This is a genomic window from Actinotalea ferrariae CF5-4 (assembly GCF_000603945.1).
Classification (GTDB): Bacteria; Actinomycetota; Actinomycetes; order Actinomycetales; family Cellulomonadaceae; genus Actinotalea; species Actinotalea ferrariae.
Genome location: NZ_AXCW01000078.1, coordinates 1 through 19,878 on the forward strand (window position 1 = coordinate 1; position 19,878 = coordinate 19,878).

23 protein-coding genes are annotated in these 19,878 nt (G+C 74.0%); 7 read left to right on the forward strand and 16 right to left on the reverse strand.

Annotated features, from left to right (window positions below):
• Window positions 1–57 precede the first annotated feature (57 nt).
• The 5 genes from N866_RS08895 to N866_RS22100 all read right to left on the reverse strand — a co-directional run bounded on the left by N866_RS08895 (window position 58) and on the right by N866_RS22100 (window position 5,055).
• Window positions 58–1,260: an acyl-CoA dehydrogenase family protein gene (locus tag N866_RS08895; protein WP_052022699.1), complete on the reverse strand. Its 1,203-nt coding sequence runs from the start codon at window positions 1,258–1,260 to the stop codon at window positions 58–60.
• Window positions 1,261–1,609: 349 nt separating this feature from the next.
• Window positions 1,610–2,374 (reverse strand): alpha/beta fold hydrolase, encoded by a 765-nt coding sequence (locus tag N866_RS08900; RefSeq protein WP_052022701.1) that lies wholly within the window; start codon window positions 2,372–2,374, stop codon window positions 1,610–1,612.
• A 119-nt stretch (window positions 2,375–2,493) separates the two neighbouring features.
• Window positions 2,494–3,039, reverse strand: a complete 546-nt coding sequence (locus tag N866_RS08905; protein WP_034225441.1) for a DUF2510 domain-containing protein — start codon at window positions 3,037–3,039, stop codon at window positions 2,494–2,496.
• 73 nt (window positions 3,040–3,112) lie between these two features.
• Window positions 3,113–3,760 carry a response regulator gene (locus N866_RS22095; RefSeq protein ID WP_034225443.1) on the reverse strand — a complete coding sequence of 216 codons (648 nt, stop codon included), beginning with the start codon at window positions 3,758–3,760 and terminating at the stop codon, window positions 3,113–3,115.
• The gene (locus N866_RS22100; RefSeq protein WP_052022703.1) at window positions 3,757–5,055 is read right to left on the reverse strand and encodes a sensor histidine kinase; all 1,299 of its coding nucleotides are present in this window, start codon (window positions 5,053–5,055) and stop codon (window positions 3,757–3,759) included. The genes N866_RS22095 and N866_RS22100 overlap by 4 nt, the downstream gene beginning before the upstream one ends.
• A 195-nt stretch (window positions 5,056–5,250) precedes the next feature.
• On the opposite strand from N866_RS22100, the gene N866_RS08920 reads away from it, so the two are divergent.
• The 4 genes from N866_RS08920 to N866_RS08935 all read left to right on the forward strand — a co-directional run bounded on the left by N866_RS08920 (window position 5,251) and on the right by N866_RS08935 (window position 9,088).
• On the forward strand, window positions 5,251–6,024 hold the full coding sequence (locus N866_RS08920) for a DUF4352 domain-containing protein (RefSeq protein ID WP_034225445.1): 774 nt from the start codon (window positions 5,251–5,253) through the stop codon (window positions 6,022–6,024).
• A gap of 176 nt (window positions 6,025–6,200) precedes the next feature.
• Window positions 6,201–6,668, forward strand: coding sequence for an iron chaperone (locus N866_RS08925; protein WP_034225446.1), 468 nt, complete (start codon window positions 6,201–6,203; stop codon window positions 6,666–6,668).
• Window positions 6,665–7,687: a squalene cyclase gene (locus N866_RS08930; protein ID WP_216699410.1), complete on the forward strand. Its 1,023-nt coding sequence runs from the start codon at window positions 6,665–6,667 to the stop codon at window positions 7,685–7,687. Before N866_RS08925 ends, N866_RS08930 begins: the two co-directional genes overlap by 4 nt.
• A gap of 456 nt (window positions 7,688–8,143) precedes the next feature.
• Window positions 8,144–9,088: a M10 family metallopeptidase domain-containing protein gene (locus N866_RS08935; RefSeq protein ID WP_052022704.1), complete on the forward strand. Its 945-nt coding sequence runs from the start codon at window positions 8,144–8,146 to the stop codon at window positions 9,086–9,088.
• Window positions 9,089–9,465: 377 nt separating this feature from the next.
• Here N866_RS08935 and N866_RS08940 read toward each other — a convergent pair whose 3' ends face one another.
• The gene (locus N866_RS08940) at window positions 9,466–10,227 is read right to left on the reverse strand and encodes a hypothetical protein (protein ID WP_034225448.1); all 762 of its coding nucleotides are present in this window, start codon (window positions 10,225–10,227) and stop codon (window positions 9,466–9,468) included.
• A 284-nt stretch (window positions 10,228–10,511) separates the two neighbouring features.
• Here N866_RS08940 and N866_RS08945 point away from each other — a divergent pair, with 284 nt between their 5' ends.
• The gene (locus N866_RS08945; RefSeq protein ID WP_034225450.1) at window positions 10,512–10,664 is read left to right on the forward strand and encodes a hypothetical protein; all 153 of its coding nucleotides are present in this window, start codon (window positions 10,512–10,514) and stop codon (window positions 10,662–10,664) included.
• A gap of 275 nt (window positions 10,665–10,939) precedes the next feature.
• Here the strand turns inward: N866_RS08945 and N866_RS08950 are convergent, their stop codons facing one another.
• The 6 genes from N866_RS08950 to N866_RS08970 all read right to left on the reverse strand — a co-directional run bounded on the left by N866_RS08950 (window position 10,940) and on the right by N866_RS08970 (window position 15,080).
• Entirely contained in the window at window positions 10,940–11,512 is a 573-nt protein-coding gene (locus N866_RS08950) for a hypothetical protein (RefSeq protein WP_034225451.1), read from the reverse strand.
• Window positions 11,513–11,689: 177 nt separating this feature from the next.
• Window positions 11,690–12,085 carry a hypothetical protein gene (locus tag N866_RS22105; protein ID WP_216699411.1) on the reverse strand — a complete coding sequence of 132 codons (396 nt, stop codon included), beginning with the start codon at window positions 12,083–12,085 and terminating at the stop codon, window positions 11,690–11,692.
• 7 nt (window positions 12,086–12,092) lie between these two features.
• Window positions 12,093–12,449: a DUF6188 family protein gene (locus tag N866_RS08960; RefSeq protein WP_034225452.1), complete on the reverse strand. Its 357-nt coding sequence runs from the start codon at window positions 12,447–12,449 to the stop codon at window positions 12,093–12,095.
• A 35-nt stretch (window positions 12,450–12,484) separates the two neighbouring features.
• On the reverse strand, window positions 12,485–13,204 hold the full coding sequence (locus N866_RS08965) for a DUF6188 family protein (RefSeq protein WP_034225453.1): 720 nt from the start codon (window positions 13,202–13,204) through the stop codon (window positions 12,485–12,487).
• A 77-nt stretch (window positions 13,205–13,281) separates the two neighbouring features.
• A complete protein-coding gene (locus N866_RS20430) occupies window positions 13,282–13,575 on the reverse strand; it encodes a hypothetical protein (protein ID WP_081802482.1) in 294 nt (97 codons plus the stop codon).
• Entirely contained in the window at window positions 13,563–15,080 is a 1,518-nt protein-coding gene (locus tag N866_RS08970; protein WP_034225454.1) for a hypothetical protein, read from the reverse strand. The genes N866_RS20430 and N866_RS08970 overlap by 13 nt, the downstream gene beginning before the upstream one ends.
• Before the next feature lie 221 nt (window positions 15,081–15,301).
• Between N866_RS08970 and N866_RS08975 the strand changes: the two genes are divergently transcribed.
• On the forward strand, window positions 15,302–16,519 hold the full coding sequence (locus N866_RS08975; protein ID WP_216699412.1) for an arginine deiminase: 1,218 nt from the start codon (window positions 15,302–15,304) through the stop codon (window positions 16,517–16,519).
• A gap of 28 nt (window positions 16,520–16,547) precedes the next feature.
• On the opposite strand, the gene N866_RS08980 is transcribed toward N866_RS08975, so the two are convergent.
• Window positions 16,548–16,946 carry a type II toxin-antitoxin system VapC family toxin gene (locus N866_RS08980; protein ID WP_034225456.1) on the reverse strand — a complete coding sequence of 133 codons (399 nt, stop codon included), beginning with the start codon at window positions 16,944–16,946 and terminating at the stop codon, window positions 16,548–16,550.
• Window positions 16,937–17,158 carry a type II toxin-antitoxin system Phd/YefM family antitoxin gene (locus tag N866_RS08985; protein WP_034225457.1) on the reverse strand — a complete coding sequence of 74 codons (222 nt, stop codon included), beginning with the start codon at window positions 17,156–17,158 and terminating at the stop codon, window positions 16,937–16,939. The genes N866_RS08980 and N866_RS08985 overlap by 10 nt, the downstream gene beginning before the upstream one ends.
• Window positions 17,159–17,240: 82 nt before the next feature.
• On the opposite strand from N866_RS08985, the gene N866_RS08990 reads away from it, so the two are divergent.
• On the forward strand, window positions 17,241–18,254 hold the full coding sequence (locus tag N866_RS08990; RefSeq protein ID WP_034225459.1) for a hypothetical protein: 1,014 nt from the start codon (window positions 17,241–17,243) through the stop codon (window positions 18,252–18,254).
• 28 nt (window positions 18,255–18,282) lie between these two features.
• Here N866_RS08990 and N866_RS08995 read toward each other — a convergent pair whose 3' ends face one another.
• Window positions 18,283–19,191 (reverse strand): hypothetical protein, encoded by a 909-nt coding sequence (locus N866_RS08995; protein ID WP_034225461.1) that lies wholly within the window; start codon window positions 19,189–19,191, stop codon window positions 18,283–18,285.
• Window positions 19,188–19,878 (reverse strand): 3'-5' exonuclease (locus N866_RS09000; RefSeq protein ID WP_162177305.1); only part of this gene is annotated, 691 nt, incomplete at its 5' end. The genes N866_RS09000 and N866_RS08995, both read right to left, overlap by 4 nt.

Below are 19,878 nucleotides of genomic sequence, written 5' to 3' on the forward strand. Positions count from 1 at the left end.
GTGGGGTGGGGCTGGGTGGGCGGGCTTCGGGGTGGGACGGCCTCGGGGGTGGTCGGCTCAGCGCGCGAGGACCGGCTCGCGGTCCGGCACGCGGGTCGCGAACGTCGCCGACGGCGGGGTGCCGTTGAGCAGGTGGTCGCCGAGCAGGCGCTCCTTCTCCACGACCGGGTTGTGGCACGCGATGGTCCGGGCGTTGCGCCAGTGCCGGTCGAGCCCGCGGTCGGTGGCCGTCGCCGACGCCCCGCCCACCTCGAACAGCTCGGTGGCGGCGCGGAGGACGGCGTCGCAGACGACGACCTGCGCCCGGTAGACGGCGACGTCCGCGGCGGTCGCGTCGTCGTCGGTCGCGGTGGGGCCCTGCTCGAGCAGGTCCCCGAGGCGCGCGGCGGCCGCGGCCGTGGCGGCGTCGGCGGCGAAGCTCGCGGCGCCGAGGCGCCCGACGACGCCCTGGACGAGCGGGTCGTGCCGCGGCTCCGGGGCGTCACCCCGGCCGAAGGTGCGCGTGCGCGGCCGGACGAACGCGACCGCGTCGTCGACGACAGCGCGCCCGATCCCGCACAGAACCGCCAGCAGGTACAGCTGGTAGTAGGCGCCGAGGAACGCCGGGCGGACGGCGCCGAACGGGGTGATGTCCCGGGCGTCGACCGGCACGCGGTCCAGGTGCGTCGTGCCGCTGCCGGTGAGGCGCTGGCCGAAGCCGTCCCAGTCGTCCTCCACGCGCACGCCGGGCGCGGTGACCGGGACCAGGGCGCCCGCGCGGGTGCCGTCCGGCAGCACCGCACCCACGTTCACCCAGTCCGCGAAGATCGTGCCGGTCGAGTAGTACTTCAGGCCGTCGAGCCACCAGCGCCCGTCGTCGTCCTGGGTGAGCCGGGTGCGCGTGTCCCACAGCCCGCCGTTGCCCTGCTCGCTGCTGGCGTTGCCGACGACGACGCCGCCCACCACCGCGTCCGCCCAGCGCCGGCGCCGGGCCGGGTCCTCGCTGAGCAGGGCCTGCTCGACGACGGCGAAGTGGCCGCGCCACAGGTGGGCGACGTTGGGGTCGACGCGGGCCACCTCGGTGACGACCTCGACGAGGCCGGGCAGGTCGAGGCCGGCGCCGCCGAGTTCGGTGGGGACGCGCAGGGCGCCGAAGCCGGCGTCGCGCAGCCACACGACCGGCTCGAAGGGCAGGGTGCGGGTGCGCTCGCGGTGGGCGGCGCCGGTGGCGATGCGGTCGAGCGTCGGGCGCAGCTGCGCCAGGACGTGGGGCGTGGGCATGGGTGGTCCTCGTCGGTGACGGGCGCGCGGGGCGTCGTCGGCCGCTCGGGGCGGGCCGGTCGGACGCGGTGCGTGCCGGGGTCGGTGGTCGACGGGAGCCGGGGAGACGGGTCACCGGGCGCGGGGCGGCGGGACACGGTGGCGGCACGGAGCCGGGAGGTGTCAGCGCAGCGGGGAGCGCCGTGCGGTGAGGGGCGGCGTCAGGCCTCGAGGTCCGGGCAGGGCCCGGCGGAGGTCAGCGGACGGTCGCGATGTCCCACCCGGCGCTGCGCATTCGCATGCCGGCGGCGACGCGCGGCAGGCTGAGCAGGCGGGTGCTGGACATGGCGAAGAACCTCGCACAGAGGGCCTAGGACCTCGGCGCGGTGTCCGATGGGTGAGATCGATCTCCGGCCCAGACGTGCCGTAGCAGGTCGGTGAAGCCGGGCGCCTCCTGGATCTCGTGCCCGGCGCCGGGCAGGACGACGTGCTCGCCCTGGACCGCCTGGGCGAGCTGCTCGCAGATCGTCGTGAACGCCTGGTGGTGACCTCCGGAGACGACGACCGTGCGGAACGGTGCCGCTGCGAGCGCGTCGACCGGGACGGCGACGTCCCACATGGCCGTCCCGCGGCGGATCGCGGGGACGAGGTGCTCGAGCTCCTCCAAGAGGGCGGTGGGCAGCGTGTCGACCGGGGTGCCGACGGTGCGGAGGAACTCCTCGAGGAAGGCCCGGTCGCCCAACGGCTCGGCGAAGAGCGGCTCCAGCGCGGCGCGCAGCCGCCCGACGGCGGGCTCGTGCTCGGCGACGGAGAACGCCGGGGGCTCGGCCACGACCAGCGAGCGCACGGCGTCGGGACGCTGCGCGGCGGCCAGCAGGGCGACGAGACCCCCGGAGGAGTGCCCGACGAGGTGGGCGCCGTCACCGAGGAGCTCCGCCACCTCCGCGGCGTCGCCGACGACGTCCTCGGCGTGGGTGACCGGGACCTCCGCGTAGGCGCGGCGGGTGGGGACGACCAGCTCGAAGCCGGCGCCCGCGAGCGGGCGCTGACCGTGCCACTCCTGGGGCCCGGTGGCGAGCGAGCCGTGCACGAGGACGACGCGCTCCCCGGCCCCCCAGACGTCGACGATGGTCATCTCGTCACGCTACGGCCGGGGGCGGCGGTGCGCCCGCCACCATCCGAGTGATCGGGGAACCTCCGTGGCGGATGGCGCCACGGATGTTCCCCGATGAGGACGGGGGGCGGGGCGGCTGCTCAGCCGGCGGCGTTGAGCGCGAACGCGATGAGGATCACGCAGCCGATGCCGCCGCCGAGGATCCCCGTGATCGCGCGACCGCGGCCGTGCCCGCCGTGCTGGGCGCGGACCAGGGCCCAGCTGCCGAAGCCGATCGCGAACGGCCCCAGCACCCAGATGCCCAGGGAGAGGAGCCCGAGGTACCCGGCCACCACCGACTGCCACGACCGGCCGACCGGCAGCATCCAGTGCACGGCGGTGGACGGCCCGTTGTCCGGGGCGGTCGGCTGGGCGTACTGCCACGGCCCGGACTGCTGCCACGCGGTCTGCTGCGACGACTGCCCGTACTGGCCCTGCCACGGGGTGGTGTGCTGACCGTGCCAGGCGGGCTGCTGGGGTGCGGGGTGCTGGGGTGCCGACTGATGGGGTTCGGACCACTGCGGCGCGGCGGAGGTCTGGTCCGGGGTGACGTGCTCGGTCCACGCGGTGCCGTCGTACCAGCGCAGCGTGCCGGGCTGCGTGCTGTCGGGGTACCAGCCGGCGGGAGCCGTCGTCGGGGATGTCATGGCGTGTGTCTCGGCACGTCACAGGGCCGGTGTGATGGGCCGTATGGCTGACAGCGATGATCGGGTGTCGAGCTCAGAGCCGTCCGGCCCGCGCGACGAGGACGGCGAGCTCGGTGCGGTTGCGCAGGTCGAGCTTGGCGAGGGCGCGGTTGAGGAGTGTCTTGACGGTCCCCTCGCTGACGAAGATCGACTGGGCGATCTCCTGGTTCGAGGACCCCACGGCGACCGCGCGGGCAACGTCGAGCTCGCGGTCGGACAGGACCGCCAGCCGCGCGTCGGCCTCGGCGCGGTCGACGGCGTACGGGTCGGCGGCGACGTGCTCGGCGAGCAGGCGGGCGACCCGCGGCGCGAAGGCCCCGCCGCCGGCGGCGACGTCCCGGACCGCGGCCGCGATCTCGTCCGGCTCCGCGTCCTTGTGCAGGAAGCCCGTCGCGCCGGCGCGCAGCGCTCCCACCATGTCGTCACGCGTCTCGAACGCGGTCAGCACGCACACCGCGGGTGGGTCGTCCAGCGCGCGGACCGCCGCCGTCGCCGCCACCCCGCCGATGCGGGCCATCCCCAGGTCCATGAGCACGACGTCCGGCCGGAGCTCCCGGACCGCCCGCACCACCTGATCGCCGTCCTGGACCGCGCCGACGACCTCCAGGCCCTGGGGGGCGAGGATCGTGGTGAGCGCCTTGCGGACGAACGGGTCGTCGTCGACGAGCAGTACCGAGGTCACACGCCCACGGTAGGAGCAGGGACCGACACGGCGGCCTCGGCTCCCCAGGGGAGCCGAGCGCTCACGACGAACCAGCCGTCGCGCACCCCGGCGTCGAACGCCCCGCCGAGCCGCTCGGCACGCTCCCGCATGCCCAGGAGGCCCGCACCGCCGCCGTCGGCCGCTACCGAGCCCGCAGAGCCCGGCACGAGGTTCGCCACGCGGAGCTCCACGCCACCGCCCGGTGCCGCGGTGACGTCGACCTCGACCGGTGCACCCGGGGCGTGCCGCAGCGCGTTCGTCATCGACTCCTGCACGATCCGGTAGACCGCGCGGGTCAGAGCCGGCGGCGCCGCACCACCGTCGGAGACGAACACGCGAGCGCGGACGTCGACGCCCGCCTGCCGCGTCGACTGCACCAGGCCGGCGAGGTCGGCCAGCGAGTGAGCGCCACCCAGGTCCCATCCCAGCGGGTTGTTCGACTGTCCTGGGCGGCGGAGGGTGCCGACGAGGTCGCGCATCTCCTCCAGTGCCGTGCGCGTCGACCCCCGGATCGACCGTGCCGCCTCGGCCACCTCGCCGTCGCCGGGCCGGGAGGCCTCGAGCGCCGACGCCTGGAGCGAGACGAGCGACAGCGCCCGGGCGACCGTGTCGTGCACCTCCCGTGCGATGAGCTCGCGTTCCTCCTGCCGCGACATCTCGCTGCGCAGCTCCGCCGCGACCTGGGCAGTCCGCTGCTGCTGCCCGAGGGCCGCCCTCTCGGCCTCGAAAGAGCGTCGCAGCAGGCCCGCTCCGATCGCCACAGCGAGGCAGAGCACGGCGATCAGGAGGTAGCCGAGGAGGGACGGGGCCGTCGGCGCGGTGCCGGGCGGACCCGAGACCGACAGCACGGTCGCCTCCAGGGGGCGCAGGTGGTCGCGCGCGAGCGCCGCCGTCGTCGCGGCCGCGGTCAGGGCGGTGCACCAGGCCGCGGTCCGCACCGGCCGGCGCGCCACGACCCACGGCAGGGCAATCAGGGCGGCGACCGCGTCGAGCGGCACGACCAGCGCGCTCACGGCCGCCACCACGCAGACGAGCACCGGACGGCGCCTGCGCAGGGCGAGCAGTCCGCCTGGCACCAGCGCGGCCAGCCACAGCAGCATCCACCAGCCGGCGGTGAGGCGACCGGTCGTGTCCTGGTAGGCGTAGGCCACCGCAACGGTGCTCGCGAACCAGGCGGTGACGACCGCCCCCGCCGTACCGAGGTGGGTCCGCAGCCAGCGCAGGGTGACGCCCGGCGGCGGGGCGGCACGTCCGGGAGCCGGCGGCGGGGTCATACGACCACGGTAGGGACGGCCACCGACACGGGGCGTCCCCCGGACGATCAGCCGGACCCACCGATCGGCCCTCGCGGCGTCGTCGTCGTGCGCCGAACGGCCGCAGGCCCTGGCCGATCGGGCGACGCGGGGCGACGTCGGCCCTCGCGAGGCTCGAGTCAGCGGGACGCCGTCCCGGTGATCTCAGGAGGAACCATGTCGCACACCCCGCCGCCCCCGCCGCCGTCGAACGCGGGCGGCTACCCGCCGCCGGGACAGGGTGGGTACCCGCCCCCGGGACAGGGTGGGTACCCGCCCCCCGGCCCCTACGGACCCGTCCCGCCGGGAGGGCCCGCGCCGACGTCGAAGAAGAGCTGGTTCGCGCGCCACAAGGTCCTGACCGGGATCGGCGGCCTGGTGCTCGTCGTCATGTTCGCGACGGCACTGGGAGGTGGCGCCGAGGAGCAGGAGGGCTCGGCGCCGTCGGCCGGCGCGTCGTCGGACGCGGGGGCCGGTGCGGCCGACGACGTCACGGCACCTGAGGAGGAGGCGGCCGAGGAGGAGGCACCCGCGGAGGAGGCACCCGCCGAGGTGGCCCCGGGTATCGGCGCGACGGTCGCGGACGGGAAGTTCGAGTTCGTCGTCACGCAGGTCGAGACGGGCGTCGCCCAGGTCGGCGACGAGTTCTTCAACCAGACCGCCCAGGGCCAGTTCGTTCTCGTCCACGTGACGGTGACGAACATCGGCGACCAGGCGCAGTACTTCGACGGATCGAGCCAGAAGCTCCTCGACACGGCCGGCCGCACGCACTCCGCCGACACCGGCGCCGCGATCTACCTCGGGGACACGGAGAGCTTCCTCAACCAGATCAACCCCGGCAACACGGTGGAGGGTGTCGTCGTGTTCGACGTCCCCGTGGACGCCCAGCTGGCGAGCATCGAGCTGCACGACTCCCCGTTCTCGGGCGGCGTCACCGTCGCGCTGGGCTGACGCGGCGAGGGGTGGCGGTCACCGGACGGGGGCCGCCGCCCGGCGTCGTAGGCCGTCACCAGCACACGGGCCGGCGAGGAAGGCCGCCGGCGAGCCGGCGGACCGGGGTGACCGGGCGCCGTCGTCGTCCGCGGGAGCATGCTGGTCCTCCACGGACCAACGGAGGGGAACCGGCCATGGCGAGGACGACGAAGTCCGAGAGCACCAGCCCGCGCAACGCGGAGCAGGAGGGGTTCACCGCGCAGGAGCGGGCGGCGATGAAGGAGCGCGCCCAGGAGGTGAAGGCGACCCGGGGCAAGGGCGGCAAGGGCAAGGACCTGGAGCCCGAGGTCCTGGCGAAGATCGCCGAGATGTCGGACGGTGACCGGGCCCTGGCCGAGCGCGTCCACGCGATCATCCGTGCGACCGCACCGGAGCTCGCCCCCCGGACCTGGTACGGCATGCCCGCGTACGCGAAGGACGGGAAGGTCGTCTGCTTCTTCCAGGCGGCGGACAAGTTCTCGAGCCGCTACGCGACCCTCGGCTTCAGCGACGAGGCGCGGCACGACGACGGCGCGATGTGGCCGACGTCGTACGCGCTGGCGGCCGTCGACGACGCGGTCGAGGCGCGCATCGCGGAGCTGGTCAGGACGGCGATCGCATGAGCGGGGCGCCGGGTGGGGCCGGGCGCGGGGCGGACCACGGCGCCGTCGTCGACCCCGCCCTGCTCGACTGGCTGCTCGACAGCGACCCGGCCCTGCGGTGGCAGGTGGAGCGCGACCTCGCGGGTGCGCCGCCGGAGGTGTGGGAGGCGACCCGCGCCCGGGTCGCGACGGAGGGCATGGGCGCGCAGCTCCTCGCCCTGCAGGACCCCGACGGGCAGTGGGCGGGCGGCGCGTACTTCCCCGCGGACTTCGACGTCCACGGCCCGGAGGCGGCCGACGACGCCGGGCAGCCCTGGACCGCGACGACGTGGACCCTCACCACCCTGCGGGACTGGGGCGTGGACGCCGCCGTCCTCGGCGACACCGCCGAGCGTCTGGCCGCGAGCAGCCGGTGGGAGTACGACGACCTGCCGTACTGGGGCGGCGAGGTCGACGCCTGCATCAACGCGTACACGCTGGCCAACGGCGCGTGGCTGGGCGCGGACGTCAGCGGGCTCGCGCAGTGGTTCGTGGAGCACCGCCTGCCCGACGGCGGCTGGAACTGCGAGTGGGTCGAGGGGTCGACGCGGTCCTCGTTCCACTCGACGCTCAACACCGTCCGGGGCCTGCTCTCCTACGAGCGCGCGACCGGGGCCGACGACGCCCTGCGCCAGGCCCGGCACGCCGGCGAGGAGTACCTGCTCCGGCGTCGGCTGCTCTACCGGCTGTCCACGGGCGAGCTCGTCGGGCCCTGGGTGACGCGGTTCGCGTACCCGTTCCGGTGGTTCTACAGCGCGCTCCACGCCGTGGACCACCTCCGGGCGGCGGCCCTGCACGACGGCGTGCCGCCCGACCCGCGGCTGGCGGAGGCGGTCGAGGTCATCCGCGCCGCGCGCCGGCCCGACGGGACATGGGTGCAGGAGCGACGGCACCCCGGGCGGGTGTGGTTCGAGATCGACGTGCCCGCGGGCGAGCCGTCGAAGTGGCTGACGTTCCACGGCACGCGCGCGCTCGCGTGGTGGGACGGCGCGACGGGCTGACAGCGACGCCGCTCCCTGACGGGCGACGAGCTCCCGGACGACTCGCTCCTGGACGACCTGGCGCTCGCGCGCTGGGGCGACGAGGCCGCCTTCACCCGCCTCGTCCGGCCGCTGCGCCGTGAGCTGCACGCGCACCGCTGCCGGATGCTCGGCTCGCGGTTCGGGCTGTCCCTGACGGTGTGAGGGCGCCGACCGCTCCGCACCGACACCTTGACCCGCGCCGCCCTGGTGCCGATGGAAGAGGCGACACCGGCAGCAGGGGGCGCAGTGGCAGACGGGGCCGAGGGGCCGGCGCAGGCGCGCTCGTGGACGCCGCTCCCTGAGCAGGACGGGGTGCCGCCCGGCGGGTGGCCGCTGCACACCGGGCCCCCGCCGGCGCCCTCCGGACGGTTGCCGCAGTGGGTGCAGGACGAGGCGTCCGGACGACCGCCTGCTCCCACGGCGTGGCGGACGTGGGTGCCGCCTGCCGAGGCGGAGGAGCTGCACGCCGTGCGGCCGATCCCCTCCGTCGCCCCGACCCCCGTGACGTCCGTGCCGTGGAGCCCGCCGCAGCAGCAGTCCGTGCTCCGCCTGCCGTTCGTCGTCGCGCTCTTCGCGGTGCTGGTCGCCGCTGTCCTCTGGAACGCGGTGACCGGCCTGGCCGATCGCGACCGGTCCGCCGTCGCGGCGGCACCGCACGCGGGGGCCGTCCCCAGCGAGCTCGAGGACGCCGACGACGCCCGCCCGCGGAGCTCGCTGACCCGGCTCCCCAGCCCGGGCGTCGACGAGGAGCCCACGAGGCTCCTCCCCGCGCCGGCCCTCCCGCAGGCACGAGGCAGCTACGCGTTCCTGTTCCTGCAGGACAGGTCCCCCGAGCCGGTCACCTGGTCGCCGTGCCGCCCCATCCGGTACGTCATCAACCCCGCCGGCGCGCCCGACGGCTTCGCGGAGCAGGTCCGGGCGGTGACGGACGAGCTGACCACCGCGACCGGCCTGGTCTTCGTCGACGACGGCACGACGACGGAGACCCCGACCCTCCGCCGCGCCCCGTTCCAGCCGGACAGGTACGGGGACCGGTGGGCGCCGGTGCTCATCGGGTTCGCCGACGAGCGGGGCATCACCACCCTCGCCGACGCCGTCGGGGTCGCGACACCCCAGGTGGTCACGGTCGACGGGACGACGCACCTCGTCACCGGCGGCATCTACCTCGACACCGAGCTGCTGGAGGGGTGGCGCCCGTGGGGGGAGGAGCCCTACGTGTCCGTGCTCCGGCACGAGTTCGGTCACGCGCTCGGGCTCGACCACGTCGACGACGACGGGCAGGTCATGTCCGGGAGTGGCCGCCACCCCGCCGACTTCCGGGACGGGGACCTCCGGGGCCTGGCGATCCTCGGCACGGGGCGGTGCGCGCCCGACCTCTGAGAGGTCGGGACACCGGGCATGCCCCTTGGCCGGCTCCTTGTGTGAAGAGTTGGTCGTCGCAGGCCGCACCAACCCTTCACGCGGACCGCGATGACCGGCGGCCGCGGACGAGGCCCGAAGGTCCCACCTGCGCCGACGCGTCGGGAGGAGCATCGAGGGCGACGGGCCGCGAACGCCCGCCGGACAACGACGTCCACACGACGGAGCACGCCATCGCGCCCTGAGGACTCCCCGCGGAGGGTCGGCCGTTTCGCTGACGGGCCGGCCCTCCGCGGTGGCTCGTGCGCTGGGGTCGCGCCCGGCGGTCGTGCGCTGCGGTCGTGCGCTCGGGTCGTGCGCTCGGGTCGTGCGCAGCGGTGCGACGACGGCGCCGTCGGTCAGTCCTCGACGAGGCAGCCGAACCGCGCGCCGAGCGTGACGACGTACGTCGACGCGGCGGGGCACCGCGCGGAGTCGCTGACGACGACGCTCACCCGGTACGCGTGCGGGCCGGAGCAGGGCACCTGCTCCAGGACGCCGTCGGGCGCGTCCTGCCAGCAGGACCCGACGGACTCCGGCGGCGGGAGCGGGGACGACGTCGTCGTCATGACGCCGGGAGTGGTGAACGCGAGGTAGCCCGCACCGACGGCCGCGGCGAGCCCGACGACCACCGTGACGCGGCCGAGCGCGGTCGGGGCGACGTCGAACCCGGCGACCGATCGCCACCGGCGCCACGCGCGGACCGCGAGCGCCACGCCGACGGCGAGCCCGGCCACCCAGAGCAGTCCCCCGCCCGCGTCCGCCGCGAGGACCGCACCACCCGCGGCGGCGCCCACGACGACGACGGCGAGCAGGAAGGTCCGCAGGGCGCGACGGCGGGTGGCCCGGACCTCCTCGACGACGCGGTCCGTGCCGCCGGGTCCGGACGAGGTGAGGTCGGCGGCGCGCAGGTCCCACGGCGGCAGGGTCGCGTCGGGACGGGGGCGCAGGGGCATGCCGTGGTCGTCGAGCCAGAACGCCCACCCGGGCGGGGGCGCGGGCCACTGCGGCTCGGGCTCCCAGCCGGGCTCGGGGGCCCAGCCGTCCGGCGTCGGTGGCCAGCCGGGCGGCGCCTGGAACCGCATGCGGACCTCCTCGCTCCACGTCGCGGAACCGATCATGCGCGAGGGAAGGGCAGACGTCGACCCGTCTCCCCATGAACCTGCCGGAGGGCGCGGAGCTGGCGCAGATCGCCGGTGTGAGCGCGGAGTTCGTCGGTGCTCTGGGCACCGCCTGACGACTCCCTGTCGGCGCGAGTGGGAATCATTCGCGCATTGTTCTGCGATCGATATCCGTTCTCAAACAATACGTCGCTATTGATTTTGGGAATGAGAAGTGGTGAGGTCGGAGAACCCGGGCGAAAAACGCGACACCGTCCGGGACAACCCGTCAAGGAATGAGAATCATGAGCACCCAGACGCATGCGCAGCACACCCATGCCGACCACACCCACGCCGCCGACTGCGGCCACGAGGTCATCGAGCACGACGGTCACGTCGACTACGTCCACGACGGGCACCGTCACGCCGAGCACGACGACCACTACGACGAGCACTGAGCCGGACGGGTCTCGACACCCGTCCCGACGGCGCCGTTCCGCCGCGTCGTCGGCTGCGGGAAGGGTTGCTCGGCACACGCCGTCCCAACCCTTCCCGCAGCACCTGGGACGACGCTGACCTACCCGCTCCGTGGATCCGGTAGGTCTCGGACCGCGGGGCGGCGGCGTGCGACGGTCGCGCGACAGGTCGTGCTGAGCGCTGCTGCCGACGACGGTGAGCTCGGTCTCGTCAGCTCCCTCGTGCGGGGCGGCCTGCGGACCGGGCGACCTCCTGCTCAGTCGCCGATGCCGATGTGCCCCAACCAGACGCGACCGGTCCACAGCTCCATCCGTCCCGGCCGGTTCGGTGAGGGGTACATCCCCGGCGGATCGACCTCCCGGTCCGGCGCCCGCAGGACCCGGCCGTCCCGGTGGTCCAGCTGCCAGGTGCCCCGGTAGTCCCAGCCGGCGCGCATCTCCCCCGGCAGGGTGAGGGGGCCCTCGCCGAACCAGAAGCCCCCGAGCTGGAGCACCAGGGTCGTGTACCCCTGCTGCAGCTCGGCCACCGACTGCCGCCCGACCGCGGGCAGGGTGCGGAGCAGCAGGACGAGGAAGGCCAGGGCGAGGAGGCCGAGGACGCCCGCCACCGCCGGGCCCGGGAGCGGCAGGCGCTCGACCACTCCGGCGACGACGCCGAGGCCCACCACTCCACCCGCCGCGAGCCCGACGAAGCGGTGGAAGAGCGCCCGAGCGGTCGGCTGGACGAGCAACGGGGGTGCGTGCTCGGGCACCCGGGGCAGGCGGCCGGCCGCCGCAGCCGCGGCGTACCCGGGGACCTGTCGGGGGTGCGGGCCGTGCGAGCCCGCCACGGCGCCGTGTCGTGATGACCAACCCACGAGGCCGACCCCCTTGACCGTGTCGCGGTCGCGGCCCCCTGAGGACGGCCCGCTCATGCGCGCCGCCGCGCTCGACCGTAGGGGTGCGCCGCCGGCCGGTACAGGGCCGATGAGGTGGTCGTGCCCGGCCGCGCTCGGCTCGCCCCTGGGTCAGACGATGATCTGGTCGTCGCCGTCCTTGATCTGATAGCGGGGGTCCCAGCCGGGCGGCGGCTCGTGCCAGGGGGACGACGTCCATGGCATGCCCGCCTCGATCCAGCGCGAACGCGAGGATTCGTAGGTGCAGCCCTTGTCGTCGTCGGTCACACCGAACTCGAAGCCGCAGGCCGGACAGATCTCGTACGACCCGCTCCCGGTGCTGGCCGACCGTGGAGGCTCCATCAATTCTGGGAAGCCACACACGGGACAGACATACGTCACCGCGGCGCCCTCCCTGCTTGACGATTCCAGTAAGTGATGCGAGTCGACGCGCGCGCCGCAGCCGTGGGTCTCGCGCGGCGACACGCCGAATACCGAACGAGCGCCCCCGGGCAACGTCGTCGTCACGCTCGGTTCAGACAGTGATCTCCACGTCGCCGTGGACGATCTGGTAGCTCTCGTAGTGCGGGGAGTCGTCCTCGATGACGAGGACGGCGCCGGAGTCGAAGGTCAGACGGATCGTGCCGGACCGGTCCCAGACGACCTCGGTGACGTCTCGTCCGAGGAGGGGGAACATGGCGGGAGCGATGACGAGGCTGTTGTCGGACTCTGTTCGCTCAGAGCCGGCCTCGACGGACGACCTGCCTTCGATGCGGATCCAGGTTCCGCCGGTGTGGAAGTAGAGAATCACCTCGTTGGAGCCCACGCCCACCTGGATCAGGGTCTTGCCGACCAGGAACGTGAGATCGGCGTCGGAGTCGAGTCCATGCATGGTCAGGGTTCCTAACGTTGAGGGTGTCGCCTGCGTCAGACGACGATGAGGTCTTTGCCGTGCTTGATGTGGTAGCTCTCGTAGTGAGGAGCCGCGTCGTCCTCGATGCGCATCACCCCACCGTTCAAGAACAGCAGGAAGAGTGTGCCGTCCGACTTCCACCGGACGTCGACGACAGTCTCCGTGATGAGACCCATGAGGGCAGGCGCCAGGACGCGCGGGTCGTCCGACTCGATGCGGTGGTCGCCCACCGCCAGAGCCATCCAGCAGGCGCTGTTCACGCTCACGTCGCTGTAGAACCTCAGGATGACCTGATGGGCTCCGAGGCACACCTGCTCGAGGACGGCGCCTTTGAAAAAGCTCAGGTCGACATCGTCAGCAAATCCGTACATGCACGATCCGTTCTGGCGAGGGCGCTCTTCTAGACCACGATCGACGTGGTCCCGTACTCGATCTCGTAGCTCGTACCCGGGCGATCCGCTGTCAGTGAGCATGAGCACCGCGCCGCTGCGGAACGTCAGGCGGAGGGTCCCGTCGACATCCGAGGAGACTTCGGAGACGACGTCGGCGATCAGCTGCCCGGCATGCCCCGCCAGGTCGCGGGGAAGGTCGGAGGCGACCGTCACCCCGCCGACCTCGATCGTGGCCATGCAGGCGCTGTCTAGGACCACGCCGCCCTCGAAGCGGATGATCATCTGGTTCTTGCTGAGGCAGACCGACCCAACTCGCCGATCGACGAAGAAGGAGAGGTCCACGTGCGCTGGAAATCCGTACACGAGCCGCGATCCGCCTCGAGGTCGATGAATCAGTGCAGGCAGGCAATGGAAGCCGTTCAGCTGGTATGAGCCTCATCAGCGTCCGGAGGCGACGCTTCGAGGTCTCTGAGATGCGCACGCGGATCCCAATCGGTGGGCACGTCCTCGGTGGCCGCGAACGCCCATGTCATCCCGCGCTCGATCCATAGCGCGCGCCAGGACTCAAGACTGAAGCCTTGGGCTTCATCCGTGAAACCGAACTGGAATCCGCACGCCGGACAGATTTCGTACGACGGCTCGCCTCCTGCGTAGGGATCCTCTTCAAGCTCGGGGTATCCGCAAACCGGACAGATGTAGCTCAGGGTGCCCATGGCGCAATCCCTTCCCGTCTAGCCCAATACGCTGGCTTAGCTGTGAAGATCGTCCGTGTGGTGCCGTCCGGCCGATATACGCCGAGCGTGCCAGTAGTGGGATCGTAGACGTAGATGGCGCGAGGGCTGACTCTTACTTCGGCGTCTCCCCGCAGTCCCCGCTGAAGGAATTCGGACGCGAACCGGGCGTAATCCTCCTGAGTGACGATGCCGGGGAACTCCGGACCGTGCTTCTCGAGATGCCGTTCGAGCGTCCGCATGTCCCCCCATGTCAGCGTGCTGTCGAAGGCCAGCAGGCCCTCCAGGGAGGCCGGCAGCGCCTCGGCCGCTTCTGCGAGCTCGCCAGCGCCAGATGATGTGTCATCGAGGTGACGCCACGCCTCTGTGGTCGCATCGGCAACTGGCACGGGGCGCGCGACGGTCGCCACGTCCGCCGCGACGTCGTCGGCCAGGTCGGTCGGGTCGACCACCGCAGCGCCCGTCCGCACGGCTGCAGCCGTCCGGCCGGTGGTCCCGAGCACGGACGCCGCCCTGACGCCGCCGACGACCGGCAGCGCGAGCGAGGCGACGTTGAAGATCGCGCCGCCGGACGCCCGGCCCGGGTCCTCCGCCCAGGTGTCCCAGGACAGCAGCCCCTTGGCCATCCCCCACCAGGCGTCGCCAGCGGTACCGGCCGACCAGGCGCCGTCGTCGTGCCCGACGAGAGCCGTCATCCCCTGCCACGCGTCGCCGGCCGCGGCCCAGGAGTGGGACCAGCCCCACGACCCGTCGGACTCGTCACCCACCCCGACGAGCGAGCCGAGGCTCTTGAGAGTCCCCATGACGCCGTCCCAGACCGCTCCGTCCCAGATGAACCGCTTCACCTGGACGAAGGCCGCCTTAGCGCAGACGTCCTCGCGCTGGACCGGGGCGCCCCACGGCATCTCGGCCTCGTCAGGGATCGCCGACCAGCCGTAGCCGCGAGGGTCGTCGGCGCTGGTCGAGGGCCGCAGCGACCGCGCACCGCTCAGCCTGCGAATCGCGTTGGCGCACCGCCGCTCCGCGTCCCACAGCAGCACCTGGACCTCGTTGGCCGTGCTCAGCAGCTCCGTGTGCTGGTCGACCAGGCGCTGGTCGCGCCGCCACTCCGGGTCGCGGGCGGTGTTGCCGAGGAACCACTCGGCCTCGATGGTGACCATCCGTCGCAGGTCCAGCGCCGGCCCGACGTCGTCGGCGTACCGGTGGAGCGCCTCCGCGACGGCCCGCAGGTCGTCGGCGAACCGACGGCTGTCGGTCTCGACCGGGTCCATCACGTGCAGCAGCCGGTGCGCCTCGGGCGCCTCGTAGTGCTGGGCCAGGAGGCGCCACTCCCCCAGGACGTCCGCGCCGCCCTGGCGGACCTCGTCGGCGCTGCGCCCCAGGCCGTCGGCCGCCGTGCGGACCGCCTCAGGATCCACGTCGGCGCCGGCGAACCGGGTCGGGTCGATGAGCCCTGTCTCTGCCACCACGCCCCCTGCGCTCAGCACGTCCGGCTCCTGCCCCCGGAGCCGTCGCTGATGATGCCGCGTCCGGCGGTGGCGCCGCTGGCAGATCTCGGAACCTGTGGACAAGTGCCGGTGGCGACCCTCCGCGGCCCGCGCCCTCCAGTCCGCCGGTCCCCGTCGAGTCCGCCTGTCGCTCCCGGCGGGGTCGACGACGACCGGCGGACTCGAGCACGGGGGCGAGGGCGGGTCTACTGTCGATGACCATGGGCGCACCCACCGGAGTCACGTCCGAGGTCGGCCGGCTGGACACGGTCCTCCTGCACCGGCCCGGCCCGGAGCTGCAGCGCCTCACGCCGCGCACCAACGACCAGCTGCTCTTCGACGGCCTGCCGTGGGTCGAGCGCGCGCAGGAGGAGCACGACGCCTTCGCAGAGCTGCTGCGGGACCGCGGCGTCGAGGTGCTGCTGCTCGTCGAGCTGCTGGTCGAGGCCCTCGCGGACCCGGCCGCCCGCGAGCGCGCCGTCCGCGACCTCGTCGACGAGCGCCGCGTCGGCCTCCACCTCGCCGACGCCCTCACCTCGCACCTGACGTCGGCGGACGCGACGACGCTCGCGGGTGCGCTCGTCGGCGGGCTGACGTTCGAGGAGCTGCCCGCCGCGGAGGGCGCGTCCCTGGTCCGGGCGATGCACCACCCCCACGACTTCGCCGTCGACCCCCTGCCCAACCTGCTCTTCACGCGCGACTCGTCGGTGTGGGTCGGGGACCGGGTCGCGCTGACGTCGCTGGCGATGCCCGCCCGGATGCGCGAGTCCGCCGTCCTGGACCTCATCTACGCACACCACCCGCGCTTCGCCGGCACCCCGCGGGCCTACGCCGCGCACTCCGCCCCGCTCGAGGGCGGCGACGTCCTGCTGCTCGCCCCGGGCGTCGTCGCCGTCGGGGTCGGGGAGCGCACGACGCCCGCGGGGGCCGAGTCCTTCGCGCGGTCGCTCTTCGCCGACGGCCTCGCCCGCGCGGTGCTCGCCGTCCCCATCGAGCAGTCCCGCGCCACGATGCACCTGGACACCGTCTGCACGATGGTCGACCGCGACGCCGTCGTCATGTACCCGGCGGTGCGCGACACCCTCAGCGCGTACACCCTCACACCCGACGACGACGGCGCCGCGGGTACCCCCGGCGTCCGGGTCGCCGGCCCGGCGCCCTTCCTCGAGGCGGCTGGCGCCGCGATGGGCACTCGCCTACGCGTGGTCGAGACGGGGCTGGACCCGGTCACCGCCGAGCGCGAGCAGTGGGACGACGGCAACAACACCCTCGCGCTGGCACCGGGCGTCGTCGTCGCCTACGAGCGCAACGCCGAGACCAACGCCCGGCTCGCCGACGCCGGCATCGAGGTGCTCGCGATCGCCGGATCGGAGCTGGGGTCCGGGCGGGGTGGGCCGCGGTGCATGTCGTGCCCCGTGGCGCGGGGGGCGGTGGCCTAGCGGGACCCTCGCCTGCGCGGCCGGCCGGTCACCAGGACAGCGTGCGCAGGCCGGGCAGCGCGCGCACGGTCGCGTCCGCCGTCACGAACGTCACGTTCTCCACGAGGGCCTGGGCGACGAGCAGGCGGTCGAAGGGGTCGCGGTGCTCCCAGCGCATCGAGCCGGCCAGCAACGCGTGGTCGGTCCGCAGGGGGAGCTCCTCGACACAGAGCTCGGCCAGCCGCGCGCCCCACGTGGCGACGAGCGCCTCGGCGCCCGGCAGACGCCCCGTCCGTGCCTTGGTCGCGACCTCCATCGCGGAGACGGCGGAACCGAGCAGCGTCGTCGTCCCCGCTGCCAGCGTGGCACGCACTTCGTCCGGAACCCTCTCCGGGGACGCGAGCAGCCAGAGCAGGACGTGGGTGTCCAGCAGGTAGGTCACTCCCACGCGGCGAGCTCGGTCTCGTCCAGAGGGGCGTCGAAGTCCTCCGGGACGTCCAGCGCCACGGTGCCGAAGGTGCGCTGCCACACGACGTCGATCGGTGCGAGCCGCGCGACGGGCCGGCCGGCGCGGGCGATGACCACCTCCTCGCCCCGCTCGACCCGGTGGAGGAGCTCCGACAGATGGGTCTTGGCGTCCTGGACGTTCACCTGGGTCATCCGACAAGACTAAGGTGACCAGACCTGCTTGACCACACCTCGGCCGGAGCGGGAGCGCCCGGGTGCGGCAGACTCCGGACGCGTGATCCGCATCGACGACATCGAGGCCGGTACGTGCTGGTCCGCGCCCGACGCGCCGGACCTCGGCGAGCCGGACCTGCCCACCTGCGACCCGCACGGGCTCCTGGCCGACGGCCCGCACCCGTTCGCCCTCGACGCACCCGAGTCCCGCAACTTCTACGCGACGGTCGACGGGTACACGCGGTGCGTCGTCGGCGAGGAGCCGGCACGCGCGGACCTGGAGCTCCTCGCGCCGGAGGGTGCGGTCGTGGCCGAGCTGCGCACGTGCGCCGTCGTCCTGGGCGAGCAGGTCCTGCGGGTGTGGCCGCACCGGTGGTCCACCGACCACCGGCTCGTCGTCCCGGCGGCCGACGGCGCCGCGGCGTTCGAGGTGGGCGGCGGCGCGCCGGTGAAGTGGGCCGTCGAGCGGGCGCTGGCCCTGTCGCAGCGGCTGGGCGTGCCGGTGCTCGTCGCCCGTCGGCACGTGCTGCTGCCGCACGGCGCGTGGCCCGCGCCCGTGCTCCCGGACGGCCCCGCGCAGGTCGACGACACGACCGCGTGGCAGGCCGACGACGCGCCGCCGTTCGACCCGCCGCCGCTGCGCGACTGCTGCCACCCCGCGGCCCCCGAGCTCGGGCCGCCGCTGCTGTCCACCGCGCACGACGACGTCGCGCGGTTCTACGCGACCAACCACGGCCACACGGCGGCGCTGCTCGAGGACGCCGTGCCGGCGTTCGACCCGTACCGGCGCATCCCGATGGGCTACACGACGCTGCGGCTGCAGGAGAAGCGCGCCATCGTCCACGCGGGGCGGGTGCTGCGGATCTGGCCGCTGGCCCACGAGCGGCCGTCCGCGGAGGAGCGCGACGAGAGCTACCGACTGACGGTCGGGCCGGGTGAGCAGGGCGAGTGGATCAGGGACCTGACCGGCGAGCCGACGCTCGCGACGGCGCTCCGGGCCGCGCTGGTGCTGTCGGCGCGGGCGGGGGTGACGGTGCTGGTCAGCCGGGACCTCGAGGAGCGCGACTGGCACTGAGCGCGGGCCCCGGCCCGCCCCGACGCTGTCAGCCGGCGGCGCGGCGGGCCGCGGCGAGCACCTGCTCCGCTGTCAGCGTCGGCGCCAGCACGTAAACGGGCTCCCGGTCCTCCTGGAACACCGCCTCGATCCCCGGCTCCTGGGCGAGCCGGCGCTCGTAGGCGGTGAACTTCTCCGTGCCCCACTCGCCCTCGGCCAGCTCATCCAGCCAGAGGAGGTACGTGTAGTCGGCCAGGTCGGAGGGCCCCACCAGGCGGACGAGCTCCTCCACCGTGAGCGGCTCGCGCCGCCAGACGCGGATCTCGGGAACCTCGTGCAACGGCTCCGGCAGGGCGATGTCCCAGGTCCGCGCGGTGCCCCGGATGAGGCCGCCGAGCCGGGGCCGCAGCGCCCGGCGCGCCCGCGCCGGCGAGAACTCGCTGTCGCGCAGGGGCGGGTCGTCTGCGTCGGCGGGCGGCGCCCCCTCCCGGTAGAGAACCTTCTCCAGCTCGCTCAGGCCGTACTGGCCCGCCACCAGCCAGCCGAAGAGCCGCGGCTCCGCCCCGACCGTCCGGTGGTCGTGGGGCCAGGGGAAAGGCTGCCCGTAGGAGAGGACCTGCGGGTCGCCCTCGATGGCCCAGCGCACGTCGCCGCCGTCCGGCAGGCGAGCGAGGTGGAACATGAAGGCGTCGATGAGCCTGGCGCCGATCGGCGTGACGTCCAGGTCGAGCTCGCCCGTGTCCCAGGCGGGCCGCGGGACGTCGCCGTCGTCCCAGAGGTGGCGCACGACGAGGCGGACGGCCGCGCGGGTCGACCTGCCCGTGGGGGCGTAGTCCGTGCCGTGCTCGGCGCGCCAGACCGCGTCCATGACGGCGCGGCTCAGCGGTTCCTCGGCGACCCAGCAGCGGGCGTGGTCGAGGTGGGTCTCGATGGGAGCGGAGGCACGGTCGGCGCTCACACCACCCCCACCCACAGCCCGTCCCGCGCCCGTGTCATCGCGACGTTCAGCTCGCGCCGCTCCCGCTCCCACTGCTCGCGGCGGGTGTCGTCGGCGGGTGGGCCGGCCTCGGCGAGGTCACTCGCGCGCACCTCCGGCAGCAGGACGTGCTTGAACTCCAGCCCCTTGGCGCGCTTGACCGTGCCCACCTTGATGGCGTCGGTGGGGGCGCCGTCGTAGTCGGTCAGGAAAACCACCGGGGCGCCGTCGGCCCGCAGCGCCGCGGCGGCGCGCTCGACGGCGCGGCGGCTGCGGCACAGCACCCCGACGTCACCGGGCCGCGTGCCGACCTCCCGCACGACGGCGCGCGCCCGCGCCACCATCCGCGCGTCGCGCTCCAGCGGGCTCCGGCAGCGCTCGATGACCGGCTCCGGACCGGTGCGCGAGACCGCCTGCGGGACGTCGCCGCGCCCGACGACGCCCTCGATGTCGGCGAACTCGTCGCCGTCGACCAGGCGGGAGGCGAAGTCGAGGATCTGCGCGGTGTTGCGGTAGTTCACGTCGAGGACGACGCCGCGGCCCGCCACCGAGATCCCCGCCTCGGCGAGCGTGTAGCCGCCGGGGTAGATGGACTGCTGGCCGTCGCCGATGAGCGTCAGCGCGTCGGACATGGTCCCAACAATCCGGCTCATCGCAATCGAGGGTGTA

What these genes read in the sequence shown, in the direction of transcription:
- N866_RS08925 (WP_034225446.1), top strand. Translation starts at nt 6,201, where the DNA reads ATGGCGAGGACGACGAAGTCCGAGAGCACCAGCCCGCGCAACGCGGAG.
- N866_RS08930 (WP_216699410.1), top strand. Translation starts at nt 6,665, where the DNA reads ATGAGCGGGGCGCCGGGTGGGGCCGGGCGCGGGGCGGACCACGGCGCC.
- N866_RS08975 (WP_216699412.1), top strand. Translation starts at nt 15,302, where the DNA reads ATGGGCGCACCCACCGGAGTCACGTCCGAGGTCGGCCGGCTGGACACG.
- N866_RS22100 (WP_052022703.1), bottom strand. Translation starts at nt 5,055, where the DNA reads ATGACCCCGCCGCCGGCTCCCGGACGTGCCGCCCCGCCGCCGGGCGTC.
- N866_RS08945 (WP_034225450.1), top strand. Translation starts at nt 10,512, where the DNA reads ATGAGCACCCAGACGCATGCGCAGCACACCCATGCCGACCACACCCAC.
- N866_RS08905 (WP_034225441.1), bottom strand. Translation starts at nt 3,039, where the DNA reads ATGACATCCCCGACGACGGCTCCCGCCGGCTGGTACCCCGACAGCACG.
- N866_RS08895 (WP_052022699.1), bottom strand. Translation starts at nt 1,260, where the DNA reads ATGCCCACGCCCCACGTCCTGGCGCAGCTGCGCCCGACGCTCGACCGC.
- N866_RS08920 (WP_034225445.1), top strand. Translation starts at nt 5,251, where the DNA reads ATGTCGCACACCCCGCCGCCCCCGCCGCCGTCGAACGCGGGCGGCTAC.
- N866_RS08985 (WP_034225457.1), bottom strand. Translation starts at nt 17,158, where the DNA reads ATGACCCAGGTGAACGTCCAGGACGCCAAGACCCATCTGTCGGAGCTC.
- N866_RS20430 (WP_081802482.1), bottom strand. Translation starts at nt 13,575, where the DNA reads ATGGGCACCCTGAGCTACATCTGTCCGGTTTGCGGATACCCCGAGCTT.
- N866_RS08960 (WP_034225452.1), bottom strand. Translation starts at nt 12,449, where the DNA reads ATGCATGGACTCGACTCCGACGCCGATCTCACGTTCCTGGTCGGCAAG.
- N866_RS08940 (WP_034225448.1), bottom strand. Translation starts at nt 10,227, where the DNA reads ATGATCGGTTCCGCGACGTGGAGCGAGGAGGTCCGCATGCGGTTCCAG.
- N866_RS08900 (WP_052022701.1), bottom strand. Translation starts at nt 2,374, where the DNA reads ATGACCATCGTCGACGTCTGGGGGGCCGGGGAGCGCGTCGTCCTCGTG.